Genomic DNA, 20,592 nt, shown 5'->3' with positions numbered 1-20,592 from the left:
CTCGATCAAGTTGTCAGGCACAGCCATGTCGCCTGTGCCTGCGCAGATAATCTGCTCCGGGGTCTACAGAGAGGCCTCAACCTTTTTTGCAGCGTCTTCGCTGACCCACTTGTGCCAGACTTCCGGGTGTTCCTTGAGGAAAATCTTCGCCAGTTTCGGCGACTCGATCCGGTCCTTGGCCATACGCCCCAGGTTCTGGTTCAGCAGGTCGATAGGCAGGTTGACCTTCTCCAGTACAGCGACCAGTTCAGGGGCCTGTTCGTGGAAGGTTTTGGACACGCCGACCTTGATATCGATGGTCTTGTTGACGCCGGGCTCTTCCAGACGAACCAGATCAACCTGGCCCATCAATGGCGTGGGCGACCAGTAATACGTCAGGATCGGCTCACCCCGCTTGTAGCTGGACAGAATAGCCGCATCCAGCGCCGGGCCGGTGCCTGGGCGGAAGTTGGTGTACTTGCTTTCCAGGCCGTAGGTCTTGAGCATTTCGCTGTTTTCCAGCTCGCAGGTCCAGCCGGCCGGGCAGTTGTAGAAACGGCCTTTGCCGGGCTCTTCCTGATCCTTGAACACAGCTGAGTATTGAGCCAGATCAGCGATGGATTTCAGGTTCGGAGCCTTGGCTTCCAGCTTGCGTTTGGCATCGCCTTCAATCACGTACCGCGGTACGTACCAGCCTTCGACGGCTCCGACCACGGGTGCGCCGATCCCTACGACTTTTCCAGCCGCCTCGGCCTTGTTCCAGACTTCGCTGCGGCCTACCCACTCTTCCGCGAAGACCTGAATGTCATTGGTGCTCAGGGCGTTTTCCATGGCGATGGAGTTGCCCGGCAGCGCATCCACGCTGCAACCGTAGCCCTTGCTCAGGACGACTTGAAGAATGTCGGTCAGCAACATCGCGCTTTCCCAGTTCAGACCGGCAAACTTGACCGGCTTGCCTGACTCGCACCACCCGGCCGCCTGACTTGCGCCAGCGCTGACCAGCAGGCCAGCCGATACCAGAGTGGTTAACAGCGCTTTTTTCATTTTCATTGTCGATGCTCCAAAGCCTGAAAGGGATGACGGCAGCTTCAAGTAGGCATCCGGCCTGTGGGCGTTATCAGTGTCTATCCTGACTTTTTTCGATGTGGCGGCTCTGAACCGCCACATTCATGGCAAATGCCCTTAACGCCCGATCATCGGCAGGTTCAAGCCCTGCTCTTTGGCGCAATCAATCGCTATCTGGTAACCGGCGTCGGCGTGGCGCATAACGCCTGTCGCCGGGTCATTGTGCAGCACGCGGGCAATACGCTCGGCGGCCTCATCGGTGCCGTCGCAGACAATCACCATGCCCGAGTGCTGCGAGAAGCCCATGCCGACACCGCCGCCATGATGCAGCGACACCCAGGTCGCGCCGCTGGCGGTATTGAGCAGGGCGTTGAGCAGTGGCCAGTCGGATACCGCATCGGAACCGTCCTGCATGGATTCGGTTTCGCGGTTGGGGCTGGAGACCGAGCCGGAGTCCAGGTGATCGCGACCGATCACCACGGGCGCAGACAGCTCGCCGCTACGGACCATTTCGTTGAACGCCAGGCCGAGTTTGGCGCGCTGGCCCAGGCCGACCCAGCAGATACGCGCTGGCAAACCCTGGAAGCTGATGCGTTCGCGGGCCATGTCCAGCCAGTTGTGCAGGTGTGCGTCGTCCGGGATCAGTTCCTTGACCTTGGCGTCGGTCTTGTAGATGTCCTGCGGATCGCCCGACAGGGCAGCCCAGCGGAAAGGACCTACGCCGCGACAGAACAATGGCCGAATGTAGGCGGGCACGAATCCCGGGAAGTCGAAGGCATTGTCGACGCCTACTTCCTTGGCCATCTGACGGATGTTGTTGCCGTAGTCGAAGGTCGGAATCCCGGCTTTCTGGAAAGCCAGCATGGCTTCGACGTGTTCGGCCATGGACTGCTTGGCTGCCTTGACGACGGCGGCGGGCTCGGTCAGTGCACGGGCGCGGTAGTCTTCCCAGCTCCAGCCTTTGGGCAGGTAGCCATTGAGCGGGTCGTGGGCGCTGGTCTGGTCGGTGACCATGTCCGGGCGTACGCCGCGGCGGACCATTTCCGGCAGGATTTCAGCTGCGTTGCCGCACAGTGCAATGGAGATGGCCTTGCCTTCGGCGGTGTAGCGGGCGAGACGCGCCAGAGCGTCGTCCAGATCAGTGGCCTGTTCGTCGACGTAGCGAGTCTTGAGACGGAAATCGATGCGGCTCTGCTGGCATTCGATGTTCAGCGAGCAGGCTCCGGCCAGTGTTGCGGCCAGCGGCTGCGCGCCACCCATGCCACCCAGGCCTGCGGTCAGTACCCAGCGACCTTTGAGGCTGCCGTCGTAATGCTGGCGACCGGCTTCGACGAAGGTTTCGTACGTGCCCTGAACGATGCCCTGACTGCCGATGTAGATCCAGCTGCCCGCGGTCATCTGGCCGTACATCGCCAGACCTTTGGCATCCAGCTCGTTGAAATGCTCCCAGCTGGACCAGTGCGGCACCAGATTCGAGTTGGCGATCAGCACACGCGGCGCATTGCTGTGAGTCTTGAACACGCCGACCGGCTTGCCGGACTGCACCAGCAGGGTTTCATCATCGTTGAGCTGGGTCAGGCTCTCGACGATCTTGTCGTAGCACTCCCAGTTACGTGCCGCACGCCCGATCCCGCCATAAACCACCAGCTCTTTCGGATTCTCGGCCACTTCCGGATCAAGGTTGTTCATCAACATGCGCAGCGGCGCTTCGGTCAGCCAGCTCTTTGCCGTCAGTTGAGTGCCACGGGCAGCCCGCACTTCCACATCGCGGTGGCGGGTCCAGTCTTGCTTGCGGTCTTGATTATTGTCGGTCACAAAAAAATCCTCAGCGATCAATCCAAACCAGCCCGATGAAGGGCGAGCGGTGCCTGGCACTCAGGCGAATTCTGTTGAGTGGAGCGCAGTCATTTATAACCTGTCTCTACTTGTACATACAAGCATAAGCAATTGACGGACCAACTTTGTTTGCAGGCTGGTGTGTGGATCGGTGAAAGGCTGGGAACGCCTGTAAACATTGGGCTTTAGGCGTTGCAAGGGCATGTGGATCTACTGGGTGTCTGGGAGGAAGGCTTGTTACTGACGGGATGTCTTGCACGGTTTTGGGGCGATGGGTAACAGCGCGGTGGTGGGTTTGCGATGTGATGGGGCTTGGTGGTGATAATGGCGAAGGCCCTGGTCTCAGTGACGAGTCCATGTATCCGGCCAACGGTTTCCAATAGTTTGAGGAATGTCTGTCAGGTGCGTTGCCAAGTGGTTTGATGGCAAAAAAGGCACTTGGATTCTCATTTTAAATAAGTAAAAAACACGCATCAATGCGCAGGTTTTGTAACATGGAAGTCCCATTAAATATGGTCATAAACAGAATTAAAGGCTAGAGTGACATCGTTGAATTTGGCTTCACATGGGAGATAAGGTATGAAGCTTGAAGATCGCATGGGTCGCTCAATTAAGCAGCGTGAAAGCGTGGTCGTCTTGCGCTCGGATTTTACGAAAATGGGGAGTGACTCTCAGGTTGGACGTGTGCTTGCCCGATTTGTGGAGAATGGGATTCTCATTCGCGTGAGCAAGGGGGCGTTCGCCAAGACTCGCATCAACAAGTTCACGGGCAAGCCAACCCCGGCTGGAACATTGGAAATGATCGCTGCCGAGCTTTTTCGCAAGCTCAATATTTATGTAGCGCCAAGTTCACTGGTAGAGGAGTACAACAGCGGCAAATCGACCCAGATTCCAATGGGGGCGACTGTCAACACTGGATCTCGACGCATCACGCGGAAAGTGACGGTAGGGAATAGCACCTTAAATTATGAAAAAAATTCCAGACGAGCTTAGGTCTGATATAGAGGACGCTGCGACTGCAGGAATGCTGGGAAACCTCCCTGCTGTCGTAGCCGAGAAAGACCAGCACATAACGGATGCGCTGAGCGTTTTAGCCCAAATTCAAATCACCCACACTGCCTATCAGAAGGATCGCCGGAAGGGGGATCCAAAGCCAAAGTCAGTCACTTTGACTACACGGTTAATCTTCGCGGGTGGTACCTGCCTTTCCAAAGCTCACGGTCTCATCGAAAGGATGTCCGAAGACATTGACATCAAAATCATGCTGGAGGATGTACCTGAAGGCTATGCCCTGCCGAACGGATTCTCAGATCGAGCACGCTTAGGTGAGTTACATAGAGAAGTGGAGCGTCATTTGACGAAAATGGGCTTCGCGTATGTAGAGCACGACAACAAGGAAAACCCGGTATCGCGCGATAACCGACGCTACTATTGCCTGCTGGTTTCGTACAGCGCGCATTTTCAGGATGTTTCTGGCGTGCTTCGTCCACAGCTCAAGGTTGAACTCATTCATCGTCCTCCGATTCTGGCCGCTGAAACCCGTGAAATGGGATACATGCTTGACGAGTTTGTTCCTCGCGCAACCCCTCTCCGCTTTTCCATGACCTGCATTACAGTGGCAGAAACTTTGGCTGAAAAGGTGGTGTCATTACTGCGCCGCTGCGCTTGGAGCTGGGATGGGCGTCAACGTGGCGAATTTGACACTGCGCTGGTTCGTCACGTCTATGATGTCTGGCGTATTGCTGGCAGCCAGCCTGAGGCCATTGAGCCTGCATGCGAAATCTTCGCTGCAATAGTTCAAAAGGATGCGGAGGAGTTCAAGGGGCAGCATCCGGAGTTTGATCAGGCTCCCTATGTGGTGCTTCGGCGAAGCTTGGCCTTTGCAGCCACCCACGATGGGATCAAAGCTAACTTTGAAAACCGTCTGAAGCCATTGCTTTACGCCACTGACAAGCCGGATTTTGAAACCTGCTACGCCGCTTTTGCTACCGTCGCGGAACGATTCCTGAATCATGGAAGCATGGCGGAGACCGGCCAATCGTAAGGATTTGTGCTTTGTCTGACTTGCTGTGCGGTGAGCAGATCGATAAAGACAATGCACCCACCACACAAACCTAATTTCTCAATACATCCCCCCAGATTTTCATTTGTCCCCTACGTAGGTTGCGCGGCCTAATCATGTCTTTAGGGATGGCAAGGTTTTGTGATGGAAAACATACGTACTTCAACCACTCACGCCTTCTGGTTGATGGCCAGTGTCGTGCTGGTGGCGTTGAATCTTCGGCCCAGCATGGCGGCCATCGGGCCGCTTCTGTCGGCCATTCGGGGTGATATTCCTCTCAGTTTCAGCCTGGCCTCGCTGTTGACCATGTTGCCGGTGATGGCGATGGGGCTCGGGATGTTTTTCGGGATGCGGCTGGCCCGATCCCTGGGCGAACATCGGGCCATCGGGTTGTCGCTGCTGGTGATCGGTATCGCCAGTGCGTCCCGACTGTTCATTGATGGCGCGGTGGAGTTGATCGTGAGTGCGGTCCTTTCCGGGCTGGGCATCGCAATGATTCAGGCGTTGATGCCTGCCTTGATCAAGACCCGTTTCAAGGACAACGTTTCCCTGTTCATGGGCTTGTATGTCACCTCGATCATGGGTGGTGCTGCACTGGCGGCGTCGCTCTCGCCTTTCGTGCTCAAGCAGAGTGGTAGCTGGAAGGTTTCCCTGGCGATATGGGGTGTGCTCGCATTGCTGGCACTGGTCTTGTGGACACTTCAACGCTCGGCGATTCCGGTGGTCGAAGCCGCGCCCAAGGGCAAGACCGACTCGTTTTCCACAAAGCCACGCGCATGGTTGCTGGCCTTGTTCTTCGGCCTTGGCACGGCTTCGTACACCTGTGTGCTGGCCTGGCTGGCACCTTATTACGTGGAAAGGGGCTGGAGCGAACAGGACGCGGGGCTAGTGCTGGGTTTCCTGACGGCGATGGAAGTTCTGTCCGGTCTGGCTGTACCCGCAATCGTCAACCAGACCCGGGACAAGCGTTGGGCACTGGCGGCGTTGCTGCTGTCGATCGTTGCCGGTTTCTGCGGCCTTATCCTGTGGTTTGATCATATGCCGTTGCTGTGGCCTTGCCTGCTGGGGCTGGGGATCGGCGGTCTGTTCCCCATGAGCCTGATCATTTCGATGGACCACATCGATAACCCGGCCCGTGCTGGCAGCCTGACTGCCTTCGTGCAGGGCATCGGCTACCTGATTGCGGGGCTGTCGCCTCTGCTGGCTGGCGTCATCCGTGACCAGTCGGGCAGTTTCGAGGGCGCGTGGTGGACACTGACAGCTGTGATGGTGGCGATGATCGGGATTGTGTTGCGGTTCAATCCTCGCCAGTACAAGCGCATTGGTGAATGACTGATTTGAAAAGTGTGCCTATAGCTATACAGCTTTATTTTATAAATATTGTTGCTTGTTTCTAGTTGTAGCGTGAATATATGAAAAGATGGCAAAATTGACCATGGCTGTCAGTGAAAAAGCTTTTGAAGTTCAAGTTGGTTAGTAAAGTGTGCTGGGTGTTGAGTTGTAATGGGGAAGGTATGTTCAGAAAAGCTATCGATATCGCTACGGATCATATGGTCCAGCTATACAATCTGGCTGGTGGGTTGGAGCATGAGGGAGAAAAGGGGGCGTTTAGAGAATATTTTGTGGCCTCACTTATAAAGCCTTGTTTGCCTTTTCATTTTGATATTGGGTCTGGTGTAATAGTCGATAATTGGAGTAAGCAAAGTCGACAGTGTGATGTCATAATTTATGATAAGCGAATGATGCCGCCTATTTTGGAAGTCGGCGGTAGAGGGCTATATCCTATTGATAGTGTAATGTGTGTTCTTGAGGTGAAAAGCTGTCTGCGATCCTCTCATTATGAAGCACTGTCAGATGCGGCTTTTAGACTTTCTCCAAAAAACCCCAACGGACTCAGAGTTAGAAGGCCAGGAAAACTAGAGGGTGGAAGAACATTTTATCCACTTTATGCAGTTTTTTCTTTTACCTCGGATGCAGAAAAAGATGAGCTTGTCCGAGCGCGGGAGAAGCTCGGAAGATTGCAGTCCCTAGGAGATATATCGGACCTTTTTAAATTGATTGGAGTGCTTGATAAAGGTGTTTGGAGTAGGAGTGATGGTTTTTTCGAGAGTAAGGTTGCGACTGAGAATGCTGCTAGATTTTTGGTGGGTATGTTAAATTTAATTGAGGAGACAGTGGAAAGTAGAGGTGAGTTTAAGTTGCAGGACTGGTTGTGATAGTTGGTTTTTTTGCTGTAGGGTTGTCGTCATGTTTTGGGGGGATGTTTTTGATCTTGCATGGTTTTTATTATTTTATATCGATAATTGTTCGTTCGGTAAATTTAGATGCAAGAGATTTAATGTTTTGAAACTTCGAGATCTTAAGCGCCCTCCTTCTATCAAATCACCTTCACCGCCCGCCCGATAAACTGAATCGGTCCGGTCGGTTTACCAACAGGCGAGCCCGTAGACTTCTCCAGTGTCAGTTCGAACAACTGGTTATGTTGCAGCGGTGGCAACTTATCCAGCGGTATATGCAGGGTCTGGCCCGGTTTCACCAGGCCGAGGGATACCGGACCTTGCCAGTCGTCGGCCTTGGTCCAGAATTCCAGTGCCTTGTCCGCAGGAACCTGGGTTTCACCCAGAGGAATGAGCTGGATTTCCTGTGAGTTGCTGGCCTGAACGACCCAGCCGGGTGCCTTGTCCTGTGGCGCAACGAGTACGACCAGATAGGATGGTGCCTGCGGTGGCTGAATGAAAAGCATCGAGCCCAGCACCAGTGATGCAGCCAGACCTGCGCCGGCCAGGCCGCGCCAGATCGACAGGTTGTCCCACCAGCGGACACGCTGTGGTTCGGCCTTGTTTGCCGTGAAGCCTGTGAGGTTGCGTTCGATACGATTCCAGAGTCCGGGCGTCGGCGTCACAGGTTCGGCCATATCGGTCAGTGGCAGCAGGCGTTCTTCCCAGGCGTCGACGGCGGCCTGCAAGGCGGGCTCGTGTGGCAGGCGGCGCTGGATATCGATTCTCTGCCGGGCAGGCAAGGTGCCGAGTACGTATTCCCCGGCCAGTTCATGGATGTTTTCGTCTGTAGGCCGAGTCATCCCATACACTCCCGCAAAGCCGTCAGGCTGCGCTTGATCCAGGCTTTGACCGTACCCAAGGGGGCGCCGATTTTCTGCGCGATTTCCTGATGCGAGTAACCGTCCACGTAAGCGTGGAAAACACAGTTGCGCCGCACCGGTTCAAGTTGTTCCAGGCAGAACTGAATCCGTCCCGGATTGACGCGCCAGTCAAAAGCATCACCGGTTTCCTGCCAGCCTTCAAGCGTGGCCGGTTCGTGGTGATCTTCGCTACCGTCGTCTTCCAGGCTTACTTCCCGTGCATTGCTGCGCAGGCGATTGAGCGCCAGATGGCGGGTCACGCTGAAAATCCAGCCGCGTGCCGAACCTCGTGTCTGATCGAAACTTGCCGCATTGCTCCATATCTTGAGGAACGCATCATGCACGATGTCTTCCGCCAGCGCATTGTCACGCACGAGCCGCACGACGACGCCGAGCAGCCGGGCGCTTTCCTGTTGATAGAGACGCTGCAAGGCCTGGCGCTCACCGCGAGCGCAGGCATGCAGCGTTGCTTCGTAGTCAAAGAGAGATTCGTGTGAAGACACGTCGATCCGCCATCAATGGATGATTGCTGCCTTGTTGATATCACAAGGCCCCCGCGCAGCAGCATAGACTACTGACTGCGCGACACCCGATTGAATGGCTTCAATCACTTGCTGGCCCAGAAAATGTAGTCGGCCTGATACTTGACCACTTCCTTCGCGCCCTTGTTGCTGGTCGAGCAGGCTGTGGCTGGCGCAACGCCGCCTTTCAAGGCTACGCGCTGGATGTAGGCCGTGCCGGTCAGAGCGCCTTTGCCTTCAGCCGGGTTGGCTTTGACCAGTTGGTAAGGCAGGTTGCCCGCGCTGGAAGGTGCAACGGCCACTTGAGTGCCGGTCAGCTTGGAGCCGTCTTTGGATTCCCAGGTAGCCGGTGGGCCGTAGTAGGTGCCGACTTGCTTGCCGCTGCGATCATTGAGAACAGCTTTGGGGCCGACGAATACCCATTCGGTTTCGGTGGTGGAGTTGGCCTTGGCGCGGCACTCGTAAGTGATCTCGCCCACGCCGGTGGTTTCCAGAGTGATCTTGTGACCGTCCGGCACCCGTACGCTTTCGGGCAGGGAAGTCTGAGCCATGGCAACAGAAGTCAGGCAGGTGAGAGCCAGGGTACTACCTGCAAGGCAGAGCAAACGTTTTGCGTTCATGCAGAAAATCTCCAGATTGTTTAACCGCGCTCAGCAACTCGAAGTGGCTGCTGTATGTACTACCCGCGAGAAAACGATCTGGATGCAGTGATTTGAAAATATTTTTTCAGGGCCGACTGAAACGGCTGCGCAACAGCAGCACACCGGCAATCGCAGCCAGGCCCGAGCCCATCAGAACGCCGATCTTCACCTCATCTACCAGATGCGCTGCGCCGGGGAAGGCCAGGTTGCCAATGAACAGGCTCATGGTGAAACCGATGCCGCAAAGCAGCGCCACGCCATAGAGTTGAACCCAGTTGCTGCCTTGCGGCAGTACCGCCAGCCCGGCCCGTATCGCCAGCAAGGCGGCCAGGAACACGCCGATCTGCTTGCCGACAAACAGACCCAGCGCGACGCCGAGGGGCACAGGGTCCAGCAGGTTTTCGGCAGAAATACCGGCAAGTGAAACCCCGGCATTGGCGAATCCAAACACCGGCACGATGGCGAAGGCGACCCAGTAATGCAGCTTCTCTTCGAGAAACAGCAGCGGCGAGCGCGCTTCTTCCTCAGGCTTGCCCAAGGGAATGCACAGCGCCAGCGCCACACCCGCGAGCGTGGCATGCACACCCGATTGCAGCACGAAGAACCACAGCAGCGCGCCCAGTATCAGGTACGGCAACAAGCGCCGCACCTTCAGGCGGTTCATTGCAACCAGCACTGCCAGGGTCACGAAGGACGCCAGCAGCATCGGCAGGTTCAGGCCCGAGCTGTAGAAGAAGGCGATGATGGTCACGGCCCCCAGATCATCGAGAATCGCCAGCGCTGCGAGGAACACTTTCAGGGACGTCGGCACCCGCTTGCCCAGTAACGACAGCACGCCAAGCGCGAAAGCAATGTCGGTGGCCGCCGGGATGGCCCAGCCGCTGATGGTTTGCGGGTTGCCCCAGTTGACGGCGAGATAGATCAGCGCCGGGACCAGCATGCCACCCGCCGCGGCAAAGCCGGGCAGGGCGCGTTGCTCCCAGGTGGCGAGGCCGCCCGCGAGCACTTCGCGTTTGATTTCCAGGCCGACCATCAGAAAGAAAATCGCCATGAGCCCGTCGTTGATCCACAACTCGACGGAAAGCCCAAGCCAGACGCTGTGCAGGGTGGCGAAATAGCCGGGAGCCAGAGGTGAGTTGGCAACGATCAGTGCGGCCAGCGCTGCGCCCATCAGGACAATGCCGCCTGCCGATTCCGATGCCAGGAAGCGGGCGAGGATGGCAACGGCTCTAGGTGTTTCCTTTGGAGGCAATCGGGTCATGCTCGTCCTTGAAACAGGATCTTGATTCTGTGGCTCAAGCGCTCAAGGCACTCAGTTCGATGAGGCAGCAGCGACTGGCGCTGGGTGCTTGCAGCTCGATTTCCAGCAGGCCGCCTTGGTTATCCACTTGCAGGCAGTCGTTTCTGCCAAGGATTTCCCAGAGCCCGTCATTTACGCTGACGCCGATCTGCTCGGCAACGCTGAACAGCAAAAAGGTGCTGGCGGAGCTGAACACCCGCTGTGGCTGGCGCACATCGATCCAGTGCAGGCGGGCACTGTAACGCTGTGGAGCATAGATCAGGTTGAAATCACGGATCGGGCCGTCGAGCAGCGCGCAACTGACCTGGCTGTCGCCACTGAAGGCCAGCGGGTCGGTGGGCAATAACGGGCGACTGGTGACGCCGTCGATATCCAGAGTCATGCCAGCCCCCTGGATTACGGAGATGATCCGCTGATAACCGGCAAACACCGAAAAGTCGCCAGACGTCTCGATATCGGCAATCGACAGGCGCCAGCCGAAGCCGTCCAGGTCCTGCCCGGCATCGCGAGTGATTTCTTCGGTGCTGCCGCCGCCGTTTTTCCACGGCATGCGAGGGTAATCGGTGGCGCGCAGGGTTCGGGTCCGGGTCATTTGGTGAAGCGTCCTTCCAGGCGATGGCGGGAGCCGGGGTGAATCAGGCGAGCGGCGGTAACCGGCTGACGTCCTGACCATGTCCGGCGACGAATCAGCAGGCACGGCTCGCCTGCATCGATTTGCAACAGCTTGCACTCATCGGCATCGGCCAATATGGCTTCGACCACATGCTCGCCTTCGGTAAGCGGCGCGACTTGCGACAGATAGGCGTAAGGCGTCTGTTGGGTGAAGTCCTGCTTGAGGTAGTCAGGCGCCACCAGCGCATTCACGAAACGGTCCTCGATCTGCACCGGGATATCGTTTTCAAAGTGGACGATCAACGAGTGAAACACCTTCTGGCCTTCGCGCATGTCCAGCGCCAGTGCGCGCTCGGAGCCGGCGGATTCTTCCTTGAGAATGATGACCTTGCAGGTGTGCCTGTGACCTCGCGTTGCGATCTCGTCAGCAATGTTGTGGACTTCAAACAGCGCCGACTGGCTTTTGGGTTCGGCGACGAAAGTACCGACGCCCTGCATGCGGATCAGCAGGCCTTCGGCGGTCAGCTCGCGCAATGCCCTGTTGATGGTCATGCGGCTGAAACCCAGTTGGGTCACCAGTTCGCTTTCCGACGGCACGCGATGATGCGGCGGCCAGGTGCCGTTCTGGATTTGCAGGGCAATCATCTGTTTGACGCGGGCATAGAGCGGTGCCGGACTTTCGCCCATCTGGGCTGCCAAGGGAGAAGAGGCGGGCGGAATCGGCACGTGCGGGTCCTTGTCTGGGTGGTTCAGCTACGAAATAGCGCCCAAGCTAACCATTAACCTTCGGTACGGCAAGCGCGCGAAGGTTTACCGGGCATCATAACGTCTGTATATGTATATACAAATTACAGTGATGAGGTTTGAAGTCAATGCCAGCCTTCTTTGCCGAGCGTGCATTACTCCCTGATGGTTGGGCCAATAATGTCCGTCTGGAGGTCAGTTCTGATGGGTTGTTGAGCTCGGTGCAAGCCAATGCGGATAGCCAGGGCGCAGAACGGGTAAGCGGCCCGTTGCTGCCCGGCATGCCGAATCTGCACTCCCATGCGTTCCAGCGCGCGATGGCGGGGTTGGCGGAAGTGGCAGGCAATCCCAGCGACAGCTTCTGGACCTGGCGCGACCTCATGTATCGACTGGTCGGAAAGATCAGCGCGCCACAGGTGGGCGTCATCGCCCGTCAGCTCTATATAGAAATGCTCAAGGGCGGCTTCACCTCGGTCGCGGAGTTTCACTACGTCCATCAGGACACCAACGGCAAACCTTATGCCGATCCTGCCGAGCTGGCCTTGCAGATCAGCCAGGCCGCCACGTCGGCGGGCATTGGCCTGACATTGTTGCCGGTGCTCTACAGCCATTCGGGCTTTGGCGGGCAAGCGCCAAACGAAGGGCAGCGCCGGTTTATCCACAGCACCGACAGCTACCTGGATTTGCAGGCTCGTCTGAGGCCGGTCATCACCGGTCAGGCAGCTCAGAATCTGGGGCTGTGCTTTCACTCGCTACGCGCCGTCACTCCGCAACAGATCAGTGAAGTGCTGGCCACCAGCGACCGGCAGTGCCCGATACACATCCATATCGCCGAGCAGCAGAAGGAAGTCGATGACTGCCTGAACTGGAGCGGTCGACGTCCGCTGCAATGGCTGTATGAAAACGTGGCCGTGGATCAGCGCTGGTGTCTGGTCCATGCGACCCATGCCGAGCCGGATGAAGTCGCCCTCATGGCGCAAAGTGGCAGCGTGGCCGGTTTGTGCCTGACCACGGAAGCCAACCTGGGCGACGGTATTTTTCCGGCCGTGGACTACATCGCTCAGGGCGGTCGTTGGGGGATTGGCTCGGACAGCCATGTGTCGGTGAGTGTGGTCGAAGAGCTTCGCTGGCTGGAGTACGGCCAGCGTCTGCGGGATCAGCGCCGCAACCGGCTGTATCGCAGCGATCAACCGATGGTCGGTCGAACCCTGTTCGATGCAGCATTGAGCGGCGGGGCGCAGGCGTTGGGGCAGGGCATCGGCAAGCTTGAGGTCGGGCAGCGTGCCGACTGGGTAGTGCTGGATGGTTCGGACCCGTATCTGGAAACCGCCTGCGGCGATGCCATCCTCAACCGCTGGCTGTTTGCGGGCGGTGATCGTCAGGTTCGCGATGTGCTGGTCAATGGTCGCTGGGTCGTGCGCGAAGGGCGTCATGCGGCAGAAGAGGAAAGCAGCCGTGCGTTTGCGCAGGTGCTTCGGGAATTGCTGGGGTAGGCTTTTCGCGACCTGGGTAGGAGCGCGCTTGCCCGCGACCGAGTGCGAAGCGCTCGCAAAATCTACGACTGCTGCGCAGCCGGTCGCGGGCAAGCGCGCTCCTACCTGTTTGCTGCGCGACAGCGCGGCGCCGAGGCGGCGGGTAATCTCCCACAATCCCTAGACTCAAATCACTTGCCGATCTTTGAATCATCCTCACGCCAGATCAGTCGGCTGGTGTCGTAACCCTGCTGGCGTGCCTTGCTCATCATGTCCTGCTTGACCTGCTCCGACACGGTTGGCGTGCGGGACAGCAGCCACAGGTATTTGCGATCAGGATTGCCGACCACGGCAGTCTTGTAGTCGTCACCGATGGCCAGAACCCAATAGTCGCCCTTGGCCAGACCCGGCAGCAGTCGTGAGAACCAGTTGTCGAAGACCACCCACAGCTTGTCGGTCTTGCCCGGTACTTGTGGCGAGGCGGTGCCGGTTGCTTCCTGCCACTTGCCTTCGATTGTCCGGCAGCGGTTGGTTACGCCGATATTGCCGTCAGGCTTGAGCGTGTAATGAGCTTCGGACTGCGCGCAGTTGCGCTGGAAAAACATCGGCAGCCGAGCCAGCTCATACCAGGTGCCCTGATAGCGCTTGAGATCGACGCTGTCGACGGTCTTGGGTTCGAGGTTGTCTGCCGAATGGGCGAAGCCGATGGCCAGGAAGCTGGCCATGACGAGAATGCCGAAGCGTAGAAGTAGCTTGATCATGAGTTATTTCAGACCTTGGCCCGAGAAAATGAGCACTTTGTCGCCAGCATATTGCACGCTGATAAAGGTTTTCTGGTCGCCCCAGGTGCAACTGGACATCCCCAGTGCGCCGGAACATTCCGTCGGGCTGCCCAGCAGGCTTTCGACCTGGGCCTTGGGCATGCCAGCGGAAAGCTTGGAGTAATTCTCTTGAGTGATCTTGCTGCAGGCAGTCAGCAGCACGCAAAACGACAGTAACGCGAGAGAGCGCAAAGACATGGATGAAGCTCCTGAACGGAAGGAGGCTGCGTCGCAGCAGCAGGTCTATGAACCTGGCTGGCGCAATGCCGAAAGCTTAGAAGATAAAACCGGGATCTGGTTCCCTTGACCCGTAAATCCCTGCTGGCAGGTGATGCGCGGACGACGGATGATTTCCGGCGAGCCAGAGCGCATTGATTGGCGAAGCGCCTAAAAGCTTGAGCCGGGCGTCTTCAGAAACTCGATCTCTTCATCGGTCGAGGCACGGCCGAGAATGTCGTTGCGATGGGGGAAGCGGCCGAAGCGGGCGATGATTTTCTGATGACGCTCAGCGTAATCAAGGCTCTGATTGAAGTAATCGCGGTCGGTGGCAGGCAGCAGAGGAAGCAGTTTGCCAAAGCAGGTGATGGCCTGGTTCTGCACGTCCAGGTTTTCGCTGTGCTCCAGCACCAGATAGATGAAGGTACGTTCAAGGGGTTCCAGATGCTGATCCCGACCCAGTTTCAGGCCATGTTGCACCAGAGCCTGAGCGCGTTCATCGCCGGCGAATGCCTTGGGTGTGTCGCGATGGATCATGCGGGGCAACTGATCAAGCAGCAGGACCAGTGCCAGCCAGCCCTTGGGGTTTTCTGCCCATTCCTTGAGGCCGCCAGTCAGCGCCTGTTCGACCAGCCCACCGAAGCGCTCACGGGCTTCGGTGTCAGTGGTCCGACTCTTGCCGAACCACAATTTCTCCCTGGCCTTCACCACTTCGCTGGCGGATTCGGCAGAGCCGAACCACCATTGCAGCAGAGGTAGCCAGGGAGCGGACATGGTCTTATTCCTTGTGGTACGCCGTGGCGCGCTCGACTTCCTCTTTGGAACCCAGGAAAACGGCTACACGCTGGTGCAGGCCTTCAGGCTGGATGTCGAGGATGCGCTGATGGCCATCGGTGGATGCGCCGCCTGCCTGTTCGACCAGGAAGGACATCGGGTTGGCTTCGTACATCAGGCGCAGTTTGCCCGGCTTGGAAGGCTCGCGGCTGTCGCGTGGATACATGAACAGACCGCCACGGGTCAGGATGCGATGCACGTCGGCAACCATCGCGGCAACCCAGCGCATGTTGTAGTTCTTTTTCAGCGGGCCTTCTTCGCCAGCCAGCAACTCTTCGACGTAGCGCTGTACCGGAGCTTCCCAGTGACGCTGGTTAGACATGTTGACCGCGAATTCCTGAGTGGATGTCGGGATCTTGAGGTCTTCGTGGGTCAGCACGAAGCTGCCCATTTCACGGTCCAGAGTGAAGCCTTTCACCCCGTCGCCCAAGGTCAGGACCAGCATGGTCTGCGGGCCGTAGATGGCATAACCGGCTGCGACCTGCTCGGTGCCCGGTTGCAGGAAGGCCTTTTCGTTCAAGGCTTCGTTCTGGCTCAGGTATTCGCTAGGGCAGCGCAGAACCGAGAAGATCGTGCCGACCGGGGCGTTGATGTCGATATTCGAGGAGCCGTCCAGCGGGTCGAATACCAGCAGGTAAGCGCCTTTCGGGTATTTGCCCGGGATCTGGTAGGCGTTGTCCATTTCTTCGGACGCCATGCCGGCCAGGTGACCGCCCCATTCGTTGGCTTCAAGCAGGATTTCGTTGGAGATCACGTCGAGCTTTTTCTGCACTTCGCCCTGTACGTTCTCGGTACCCATGCTGCCGAGGACGCCGCCCAGTGCGCCTTTGGAAACGGCATGGCTGATTTCCTTGCATGCTCGCGCCACTACTTCGATCAGGAAGCGCAGATCGGCAGGAGTATTGTTGCTGCGGGTCTGCTCAATCAAAAAGCGACTCAGTGTAACGCGGGACATGGATAGCTCCGAAAATGGGGGATAAAAAACCCGCGCAGTTTAGCGCGAGTGGCGGCGTAATACTGCTATCAGACTGGCTTATGGCGAATTGAGTTCATACGCTTGCTCAGCGTAGCTGCAAAACCGCAATTCGAAGCCGTGACGGGTCAATGTTTTGAGGCGCGCAGGGCACTCAGACCGATCCAGCTCAGGCATAGCGTGCCCAGTATCAGCACGGCCCACAGGCCCATACGCTTGTAATCCATGTTTTCAGCGGCTGGCGGTGCAGCAACCGCTGCGCTGGCAGCAGGCGCCTTGGCCGGTCTGGCCTTGCCCAGCGCCGTCAGTTTCTGCGGATCGAAGCCGGGTATCAGTGTCGTCAGCGGCAGTTCGACTGCCGGTGCTGCAGCATGGCCGATGGCGAGGGTAAACGGCCCGTTGCCGCTGGCCCGGAACACCACCTGAGTCGCAGGCACGGCAACGCTCAGCCCTGGAGCCTGTGCGCCCAGACCGCCGCCGCGATCATCGACGACCAGTTTCAATTGCCGCACGCTCTGCCCCGAGAGCTGCAACTGATCCTGCACGATCTCGCCATTGTTCTGGGTCAGGCGATACAGCAGGCCGCTGCTGATGATCTGCCATTCCTGACGGCCATCAATTCGGCCATAGAGCGTACCGGGTGCCAGGCTGTTGTCCTGACTGATATCGATTTTCACCCGCTCCACCGGCAGGTCGACCGGCAACTGCCAGACAAACTCATTGGGCTGTTCGACGACACCGGCAATCGGTGGCGACCAGCTCAGAGTAGTCGGCGGGCTATCGGGGCTTGCGCTCAGTACGTGAGCTGAAATCAGGGTTGGCGCGTTTTGCGGTGAGCGCCATAGCAGGCGCAGGTAGCGGGCGTTCTGACCGGGCAGACCGACCTCTCGCTGCTCGACCATTTCATCGGAGAACGTCAGGCGTGCCACTTGTCCTTCGCCCCAGGCCTGCCAGTGCTGGAGGTCATCGCTGGCCTCGATGCTGAAGTGCTGGAAGCCTTCGCGCTCGGAGCTCCAGTCGATCAGCAGTTGTTCAAGGGGAGCCTTGATCGCGCTGGTGTCCAGCAGCCAGCCGCGCAGTATCTCTTCACCCGCTTCGATGTCGCTCTGCGGCTGTACATCGATGAGGGCTCCGTCGCTCGAGCGTTTGCTGCGGATAACCGGCACGGCATCACCCGCTTCGGCAGTGGTGTACAGCGGGAACCACTTCACGGCTGTGGGTGCAGGGTTTTCTTCGTGGGATTCCTGTTTGCGTACAAGCGCAAGGGCTTGAGCCTGGCCATCGGCATCGAATACACGAAGATCGTTCAGATTGGCCTGGCGGGCGTTCAGTTGCAGTGCCAGAGGCAGTTCGATGCGATACAGCGGGCCTTGGCCGATGAGGGTCAAAGGCGTCTGGCTGGTGAAGTCCGCCGGTTTTTCCAGGGCGTTGACAGTCATCGCTGCGCACAGGGCTGCGCCGAGCACAGCGATTTTGATGACGAGCGGACGACTCACGAACGTTTTCCTCAGGGTTGGGCAGGCTCTTTTTCAGAGTCCCGACCTGTTTTCGCGCCGATTTTTGATCGGAATGTTTCAGCGGTAGTGTGTGAAATATCCCACCACTGATAGCGATATGCCAATACCTGTGAGCAAAAGGAAGTGCGTCAGGAGCAAAAGTTGCGCAGGAGCGAATTCATTCGCGACTGAAGTCGCTCCTGCGGGGGTTGTGGGTATTACTCCAGGGCTTTCCAGATTTCTCCGGCGTACTCGCGGATGGTTCGGTCTGACGAGAACCAGCCCATGCGCGCCGTGTTGAGAACTGCCGAGCGCCACCATTGCTTGGAGTCGTGCCAGCGTTCCTCGACCTTGGCCTGGGCGGCCCAGTACGAGTCGAAGTCGGCGCAGACCAGGAAGCGATCGTAGGCCAGCAACTGATCGATCAGGCCCGCATAGCGGTTCGGATCGTCCGGAGAGAACACACCGCCGCGAATCGCCTGCAGCACATCATTGAGGCGGCCGGATGCGGCCACATCGGCGTAAGCGCTGAAGTCGCCAGCCTGCTTGCGGGCATCTACCTCCTGCGACGTCATGCCGAAGATGAACATATGTTCAAGGCCGATCTGCTCGCTCATCTCCACGTTGGCGCCGTCCAGCGTGCCGATGGTCAGTGCGCCGTTGAGGCCGAATTTCATGTTGCTGGTGCCTGAAGCTTCCAGGCCGGCAGTGGAAATCTGCTCGGAAAGGTCGGCTGCCGGAATGATGCTTTCGGCCAGGCTGACGTTGTAGTTGGGCATGAACACCACTTTGAGCAGGCCACGCACGGTCGGATCGTTGTTGACTGTGCGGGCGATGTCGTTGGCGAGCTTGATGATCAGCTTGGCCGAGTGATAACTGGCCGCGGCCTTGCCCGCGAAGATCTTCACCCTTGGCACCCAGTCGGTACCGGGTTCAGCGCGGATTGCCTGATACAGCGCGACGGTGTGGAACAGGTTCAGCAACTGGCGCTTGTACTCGTGGATACGCTTGACCTGCACATCGAACATCGCGGCAGGATTGACTACGATCCCCAGTCTTTCATGAATGATGGCTGCCAGTGCGCGTTTACTGTGCAGGCGCTGGTCGGCCATCTGTTTGCGGAAGGAGCTTTTTTCCGCGAACGGTTCCAGTTCGATCAGGCGTGTCTCTGCATTGTCCAGGACGTCTTCGCCCAAGGCTTCCACCAGCATTTCGGTCAGCTTCGGGTTGGCCTGGTACAGCCAGCGGCGGAAGGTGATGCCGTTGGTCTTGTTATTGATCCGCTCTGGATAAATCTTGTGCAGCTCGGCGAACACGGTCTTGCGCATCAACTGGGTGTGCAGCGCGGAAACGCCGTTGATGCTGTGGGACCCGAGGAACGCCAGGTTGCCCATGCGTACCCGGCGGCCATTGTCTTCTTCGATCAGCGAGACGGCCCGCAGGATGTCGAAGTCGTGTACACCTTTGGCGCGCAGGGTGTCGATGTGCTGGGCGTTGATCAGGTAGATGATCTGCATGTGGCGCGGCAGCATGCGTTCCATCAGGCCCACCGACCAGGTTTCCAGCGCTTCGGGCAGCAAGGTGTGGTTGGTGTAGCTCAGCGTGCCCACGGTAATTTTCCAGGCCGCATCCCAGGCGATTCCGTGGGTGTCGATCAGCTGTCGCATCAGCTCGGCCACGGCAATCGAGGGGTGGGTGTCGTTCATCTGGATGGCCGCGTGCTCGGGCAGATCCATCAGGGTCGCGTGCATGTTCAGGTGGCGACGCAGCAGGTCTTGCAAGGACGCCGAGACAAAGAAGTATTCCTGGCGCAGGCGCAGTTCCTGGCCAGCCTCCGTTGCATCATTGGGGTAGAGGACGCGGGAAATACTTTCGGCCCGCACGACTTCGGCGACCGCACCGAAGTGGTCGCCGGCGTTGAAACGCTCCAGATGCAGATCATCCAGTGCGCGGGCACGCCACAGGCGCAGGGTGTTGACGCTTTTGCCGCGCCAGCCGACTACGGGCGTGTCGTAGGCAATGGCGCGCACGGTTTCCGCTGGACGCCAGACCTGACGCGGCTCGCCCGCTTCATTGAGCACCGTATCGACGCTGCCGCTGAAACCGATTGAATAGACTACTTCGGGACGCTCGAACTCCCACGGGTTGCCGAAGTCCAGCCAGTGCTCTGTCTGCTCCTGTTGCCAGCCGTCGACTATCGCCTGACGGAACAGGCCGTGCTCGTAACGAATGCCATAACCGTGACCGGCAATGCCCAGCGTCGACATGCTTTCCATGAAGCAGGCCGCCAGACGGCCCAGGCCACCATTGCCCAGTGCCGCGTCCGGCTCCAGCAAGCGGATACGCTCGATGTCCACGCCCAGTTCGGTCATCGCTTCGCGGGCGATTTCCAGCAGGCCGAGGTTGCTCAGGCTGTCGTACAGAAGCCGCCCGATCAGAAATTCGAGGGACAGGTAATAGACGCGTTTCTGGACCTTGCGATAAATCTGTCGCGTGTGGTCCATCCAGTGCTCGACCATGTGGTCACGGGCAGCCAGAGCTACAGCTTCAAACCAGTCATGCTCAAACGCATGGTCAGGGTCCTTGCCCACTGCATAGGTGAGTTTGGCAAGAACAGCGGCGCGGAAAGCGGCCACATCTGCGTCACGAACAAGTGGTTCCTGAGACATCGGTACGACCTCAAGTAGTCAGACGAGTGAAAGTGGGTTCTTTGACTGTAGGCGTGTCGTCAGTTATTTCCTGAAAAAATTTAAATAACCGAGCAAGTCGCTAGCGTTTCGACTCGCTTGCAATGCTCTGGTTCGCGAACCCGAGCAATTGGCAAAACGCTTGCATTGATCGTTCCACCTGGATGTGCAATGTGCAGCATGCTCATTCCTCG

The 20,592-nt window shown here is 58.0% G+C and carries 19 protein-coding genes; 5 read left to right on the top strand and 14 right to left on the bottom strand.

The annotated features are described in order from the left end of the window. Positions 1 to 63: 63 nt before the first annotated feature. Together K5D32_RS17320 and hutU are read right to left on the bottom strand one after the other, a co-directional pair. Positions 64 to 1,029 carry an ABC transporter substrate-binding protein gene (locus K5D32_RS17320; protein WP_221593537.1) on the bottom strand — a complete coding sequence of 322 codons (966 nt, stop codon included), beginning with the start codon at positions 1,027 to 1,029 and terminating at the stop codon, positions 64 to 66. 132 nt (positions 1,030 to 1,161) lie between these two features. Continuing rightward, complete coding sequence (gene hutU / locus K5D32_RS17315) at positions 1,162 to 2,859, bottom strand: urocanate hydratase (protein WP_221593538.1); 1,698 nt, start codon at positions 2,857 to 2,859, stop codon at positions 1,162 to 1,164. Between the two features lie 600 nt (positions 2,860 to 3,459). Between hutU and K5D32_RS17310 the strand changes: the two genes are divergently transcribed. The 4 genes from K5D32_RS17310 to K5D32_RS17295 all read left to right on the top strand — a co-directional run bounded on the left by K5D32_RS17310 (position 3,460) and on the right by K5D32_RS17295 (position 7,158). Then, positions 3,460 to 3,873, top strand: a complete 414-nt coding sequence (locus tag K5D32_RS17310) for a DUF6088 family protein (protein ID WP_221593539.1) — start codon at positions 3,460 to 3,462, stop codon at positions 3,871 to 3,873. Next, complete coding sequence (locus K5D32_RS17305; RefSeq protein ID WP_221601198.1) at positions 3,848 to 4,924, top strand: nucleotidyl transferase AbiEii/AbiGii toxin family protein; 1,077 nt, start codon at positions 3,848 to 3,850, stop codon at positions 4,922 to 4,924. The genes K5D32_RS17310 and K5D32_RS17305 overlap by 26 nt, the downstream gene beginning before the upstream one ends. A 162-nt stretch (positions 4,925 to 5,086) precedes the next feature. Continuing rightward, positions 5,087 to 6,274, top strand: a complete 1,188-nt coding sequence (locus tag K5D32_RS17300; protein ID WP_221601197.1) for a cyanate transporter — start codon at positions 5,087 to 5,089, stop codon at positions 6,272 to 6,274. 182 nt (positions 6,275 to 6,456) lie between these two features. Continuing rightward, positions 6,457 to 7,158: a DUF6602 domain-containing protein gene (locus tag K5D32_RS17295; RefSeq protein WP_221601196.1), complete on the top strand. Its 702-nt coding sequence runs from the start codon at positions 6,457 to 6,459 to the stop codon at positions 7,156 to 7,158. A gap of 161 nt (positions 7,159 to 7,319) precedes the next feature. Here K5D32_RS17295 and K5D32_RS17290 read toward each other — a convergent pair whose 3' ends face one another. The 6 genes from K5D32_RS17290 to hutC all read right to left on the bottom strand — a co-directional run bounded on the left by K5D32_RS17290 (position 7,320) and on the right by hutC (position 11,842). Next, positions 7,320 to 8,021, bottom strand: coding sequence for an anti-sigma factor domain-containing protein (locus tag K5D32_RS17290; RefSeq protein ID WP_221601195.1), 702 nt, complete (start codon positions 8,019 to 8,021; stop codon positions 7,320 to 7,322). Further along, the gene (locus K5D32_RS17285; protein WP_221577260.1) at positions 8,018 to 8,584 is read right to left on the bottom strand and encodes a sigma-70 family RNA polymerase sigma factor; all 567 of its coding nucleotides are present in this window, start codon (positions 8,582 to 8,584) and stop codon (positions 8,018 to 8,020) included. Before K5D32_RS17285 ends, K5D32_RS17290 begins: the two co-directional genes overlap by 4 nt. Positions 8,585 to 8,688: 104 nt before the next feature. Then, complete coding sequence (locus K5D32_RS17280) at positions 8,689 to 9,222, bottom strand: DUF3455 domain-containing protein (protein ID WP_221577259.1); 534 nt, start codon at positions 9,220 to 9,222, stop codon at positions 8,689 to 8,691. Between the two features lie 106 nt (positions 9,223 to 9,328). Then, positions 9,329 to 10,504, bottom strand: coding sequence for a Na+/H+ antiporter NhaA (nhaA, locus tag K5D32_RS17275; RefSeq protein ID WP_221601194.1), 1,176 nt, complete (start codon positions 10,502 to 10,504; stop codon positions 9,329 to 9,331). Between the two features lie 34 nt (positions 10,505 to 10,538). Beyond that, on the bottom strand, positions 10,539 to 11,135 hold the full coding sequence (locus K5D32_RS17270) for a HutD family protein (RefSeq protein ID WP_221577257.1): 597 nt from the start codon (positions 11,133 to 11,135) through the stop codon (positions 10,539 to 10,541). After that, positions 11,132 to 11,842, bottom strand: coding sequence for a histidine utilization repressor (hutC, locus tag K5D32_RS17265; protein WP_221540355.1), 711 nt, complete (start codon positions 11,840 to 11,842; stop codon positions 11,132 to 11,134). Before hutC ends, K5D32_RS17270 begins: the two co-directional genes overlap by 4 nt. Positions 11,843 to 12,027: 185 nt before the next feature. Here hutC and K5D32_RS17260 point away from each other — a divergent pair, with 185 nt between their 5' ends. Then, positions 12,028 to 13,392 (top strand): formimidoylglutamate deiminase, encoded by a 1,365-nt coding sequence (locus tag K5D32_RS17260; RefSeq protein ID WP_221601193.1) that lies wholly within the window; start codon positions 12,028 to 12,030, stop codon positions 13,390 to 13,392. A gap of 170 nt (positions 13,393 to 13,562) precedes the next feature. Here K5D32_RS17260 and K5D32_RS17255 read toward each other — a convergent pair whose 3' ends face one another. The 6 genes from K5D32_RS17255 to K5D32_RS17230 form a co-directional block, all read right to left on the bottom strand. Further along, positions 13,563 to 14,132, bottom strand: a complete 570-nt coding sequence (locus K5D32_RS17255; protein ID WP_221540315.1) for a lipocalin family protein — start codon at positions 14,130 to 14,132, stop codon at positions 13,563 to 13,565. Between the two features lie 3 nt (positions 14,133 to 14,135). Then, positions 14,136 to 14,390, bottom strand: coding sequence for an outer membrane protein assembly factor BamE (gene bamE / locus K5D32_RS17250; protein ID WP_025262329.1), 255 nt, complete (start codon positions 14,388 to 14,390; stop codon positions 14,136 to 14,138). Positions 14,391 to 14,579: 189 nt separating this feature from the next. Next, entirely contained in the window at positions 14,580 to 15,182 is a 603-nt protein-coding gene (locus tag K5D32_RS17245) for a DUF924 family protein (RefSeq protein ID WP_221593546.1), read from the bottom strand. Positions 15,183 to 15,186: 4 nt separating this feature from the next. After that, on the bottom strand, positions 15,187 to 16,197 hold the full coding sequence (locus K5D32_RS17240; protein WP_025262327.1) for a class 1 fructose-bisphosphatase: 1,011 nt from the start codon (positions 16,195 to 16,197) through the stop codon (positions 15,187 to 15,189). A gap of 146 nt (positions 16,198 to 16,343) precedes the next feature. Further along, positions 16,344 to 17,693 carry a DUF3999 domain-containing protein gene (locus K5D32_RS17235; RefSeq protein WP_311775789.1) on the bottom strand — a complete coding sequence of 450 codons (1,350 nt, stop codon included), beginning with the start codon at positions 17,691 to 17,693 and terminating at the stop codon, positions 16,344 to 16,346. A 236-nt stretch (positions 17,694 to 17,929) separates the two neighbouring features. Further along, a complete protein-coding gene (locus K5D32_RS17230; RefSeq protein ID WP_221601191.1) occupies positions 17,930 to 20,380 on the bottom strand; it encodes a glycogen/starch/alpha-glucan phosphorylase in 2,451 nt (816 codons plus the stop codon). Positions 20,381 to 20,592: the final 212 nt, after the last annotated feature.

Source organism: Pseudomonas cichorii (assembly GCF_019719005.1).
GTDB lineage: Bacteria > Pseudomonadota > Gammaproteobacteria > Pseudomonadales > Pseudomonadaceae > Aquipseudomonas > Aquipseudomonas cichorii_E.
Note: the sequence above shows the minus strand (reverse complement) of the source record. Positions and strands in the feature narration are given on the sequence as shown.

Excerpts from the sequence above, each read along its gene's own strand:
- K5D32_RS17320 (WP_221593537.1), bottom strand. The coding sequence starts at position 1,029 with ATGAAAATGAAAAAAGCGCTGTTAACCACTCTGGTATCGGCTGGCCTG.
- K5D32_RS17310 (WP_221593539.1), top strand. The coding sequence starts at position 3,460 with ATGAAGCTTGAAGATCGCATGGGTCGCTCAATTAAGCAGCGTGAAAGC.
- K5D32_RS17305 (WP_221601198.1), top strand. The coding sequence starts at position 3,848 with ATGAAAAAAATTCCAGACGAGCTTAGGTCTGATATAGAGGACGCTGCG.
- K5D32_RS17300 (WP_221601197.1), top strand. The coding sequence starts at position 5,087 with ATGGAAAACATACGTACTTCAACCACTCACGCCTTCTGGTTGATGGCC.
- K5D32_RS17295 (WP_221601196.1), top strand. The coding sequence starts at position 6,457 with ATGTTCAGAAAAGCTATCGATATCGCTACGGATCATATGGTCCAGCTA.
- K5D32_RS17290 (WP_221601195.1), bottom strand. The coding sequence starts at position 8,021 with ATGACTCGGCCTACAGACGAAAACATCCATGAACTGGCCGGGGAATAC.
- K5D32_RS17280 (WP_221577259.1), bottom strand. The coding sequence starts at position 9,222 with ATGAACGCAAAACGTTTGCTCTGCCTTGCAGGTAGTACCCTGGCTCTC.
- nhaA (WP_221601194.1), bottom strand. The coding sequence starts at position 10,504 with ATGACCCGATTGCCTCCAAAGGAAACACCTAGAGCCGTTGCCATCCTC.
- K5D32_RS17270 (WP_221577257.1), bottom strand. The coding sequence starts at position 11,135 with ATGACCCGGACCCGAACCCTGCGCGCCACCGATTACCCTCGCATGCCG.
- hutC (WP_221540355.1), bottom strand. The coding sequence starts at position 11,842 with ATGGGCGAAAGTCCGGCACCGCTCTATGCCCGCGTCAAACAGATGATT.
- K5D32_RS17260 (WP_221601193.1), top strand. The coding sequence starts at position 12,028 with ATGCCAGCCTTCTTTGCCGAGCGTGCATTACTCCCTGATGGTTGGGCC.
- K5D32_RS17255 (WP_221540315.1), bottom strand. The coding sequence starts at position 14,132 with ATGATCAAGCTACTTCTACGCTTCGGCATTCTCGTCATGGCCAGCTTC.
- bamE (WP_025262329.1), bottom strand. The coding sequence starts at position 14,390 with ATGTCTTTGCGCTCTCTCGCGTTACTGTCGTTTTGCGTGCTGCTGACT.
- K5D32_RS17245 (WP_221593546.1), bottom strand. The coding sequence starts at position 15,182 with ATGTCCGCTCCCTGGCTACCTCTGCTGCAATGGTGGTTCGGCTCTGCC.
- K5D32_RS17240 (WP_025262327.1), bottom strand. The coding sequence starts at position 16,197 with ATGTCCCGCGTTACACTGAGTCGCTTTTTGATTGAGCAGACCCGCAGC.
- K5D32_RS17230 (WP_221601191.1), bottom strand. The coding sequence starts at position 20,380 with ATGTCTCAGGAACCACTTGTTCGTGACGCAGATGTGGCCGCTTTCCGC.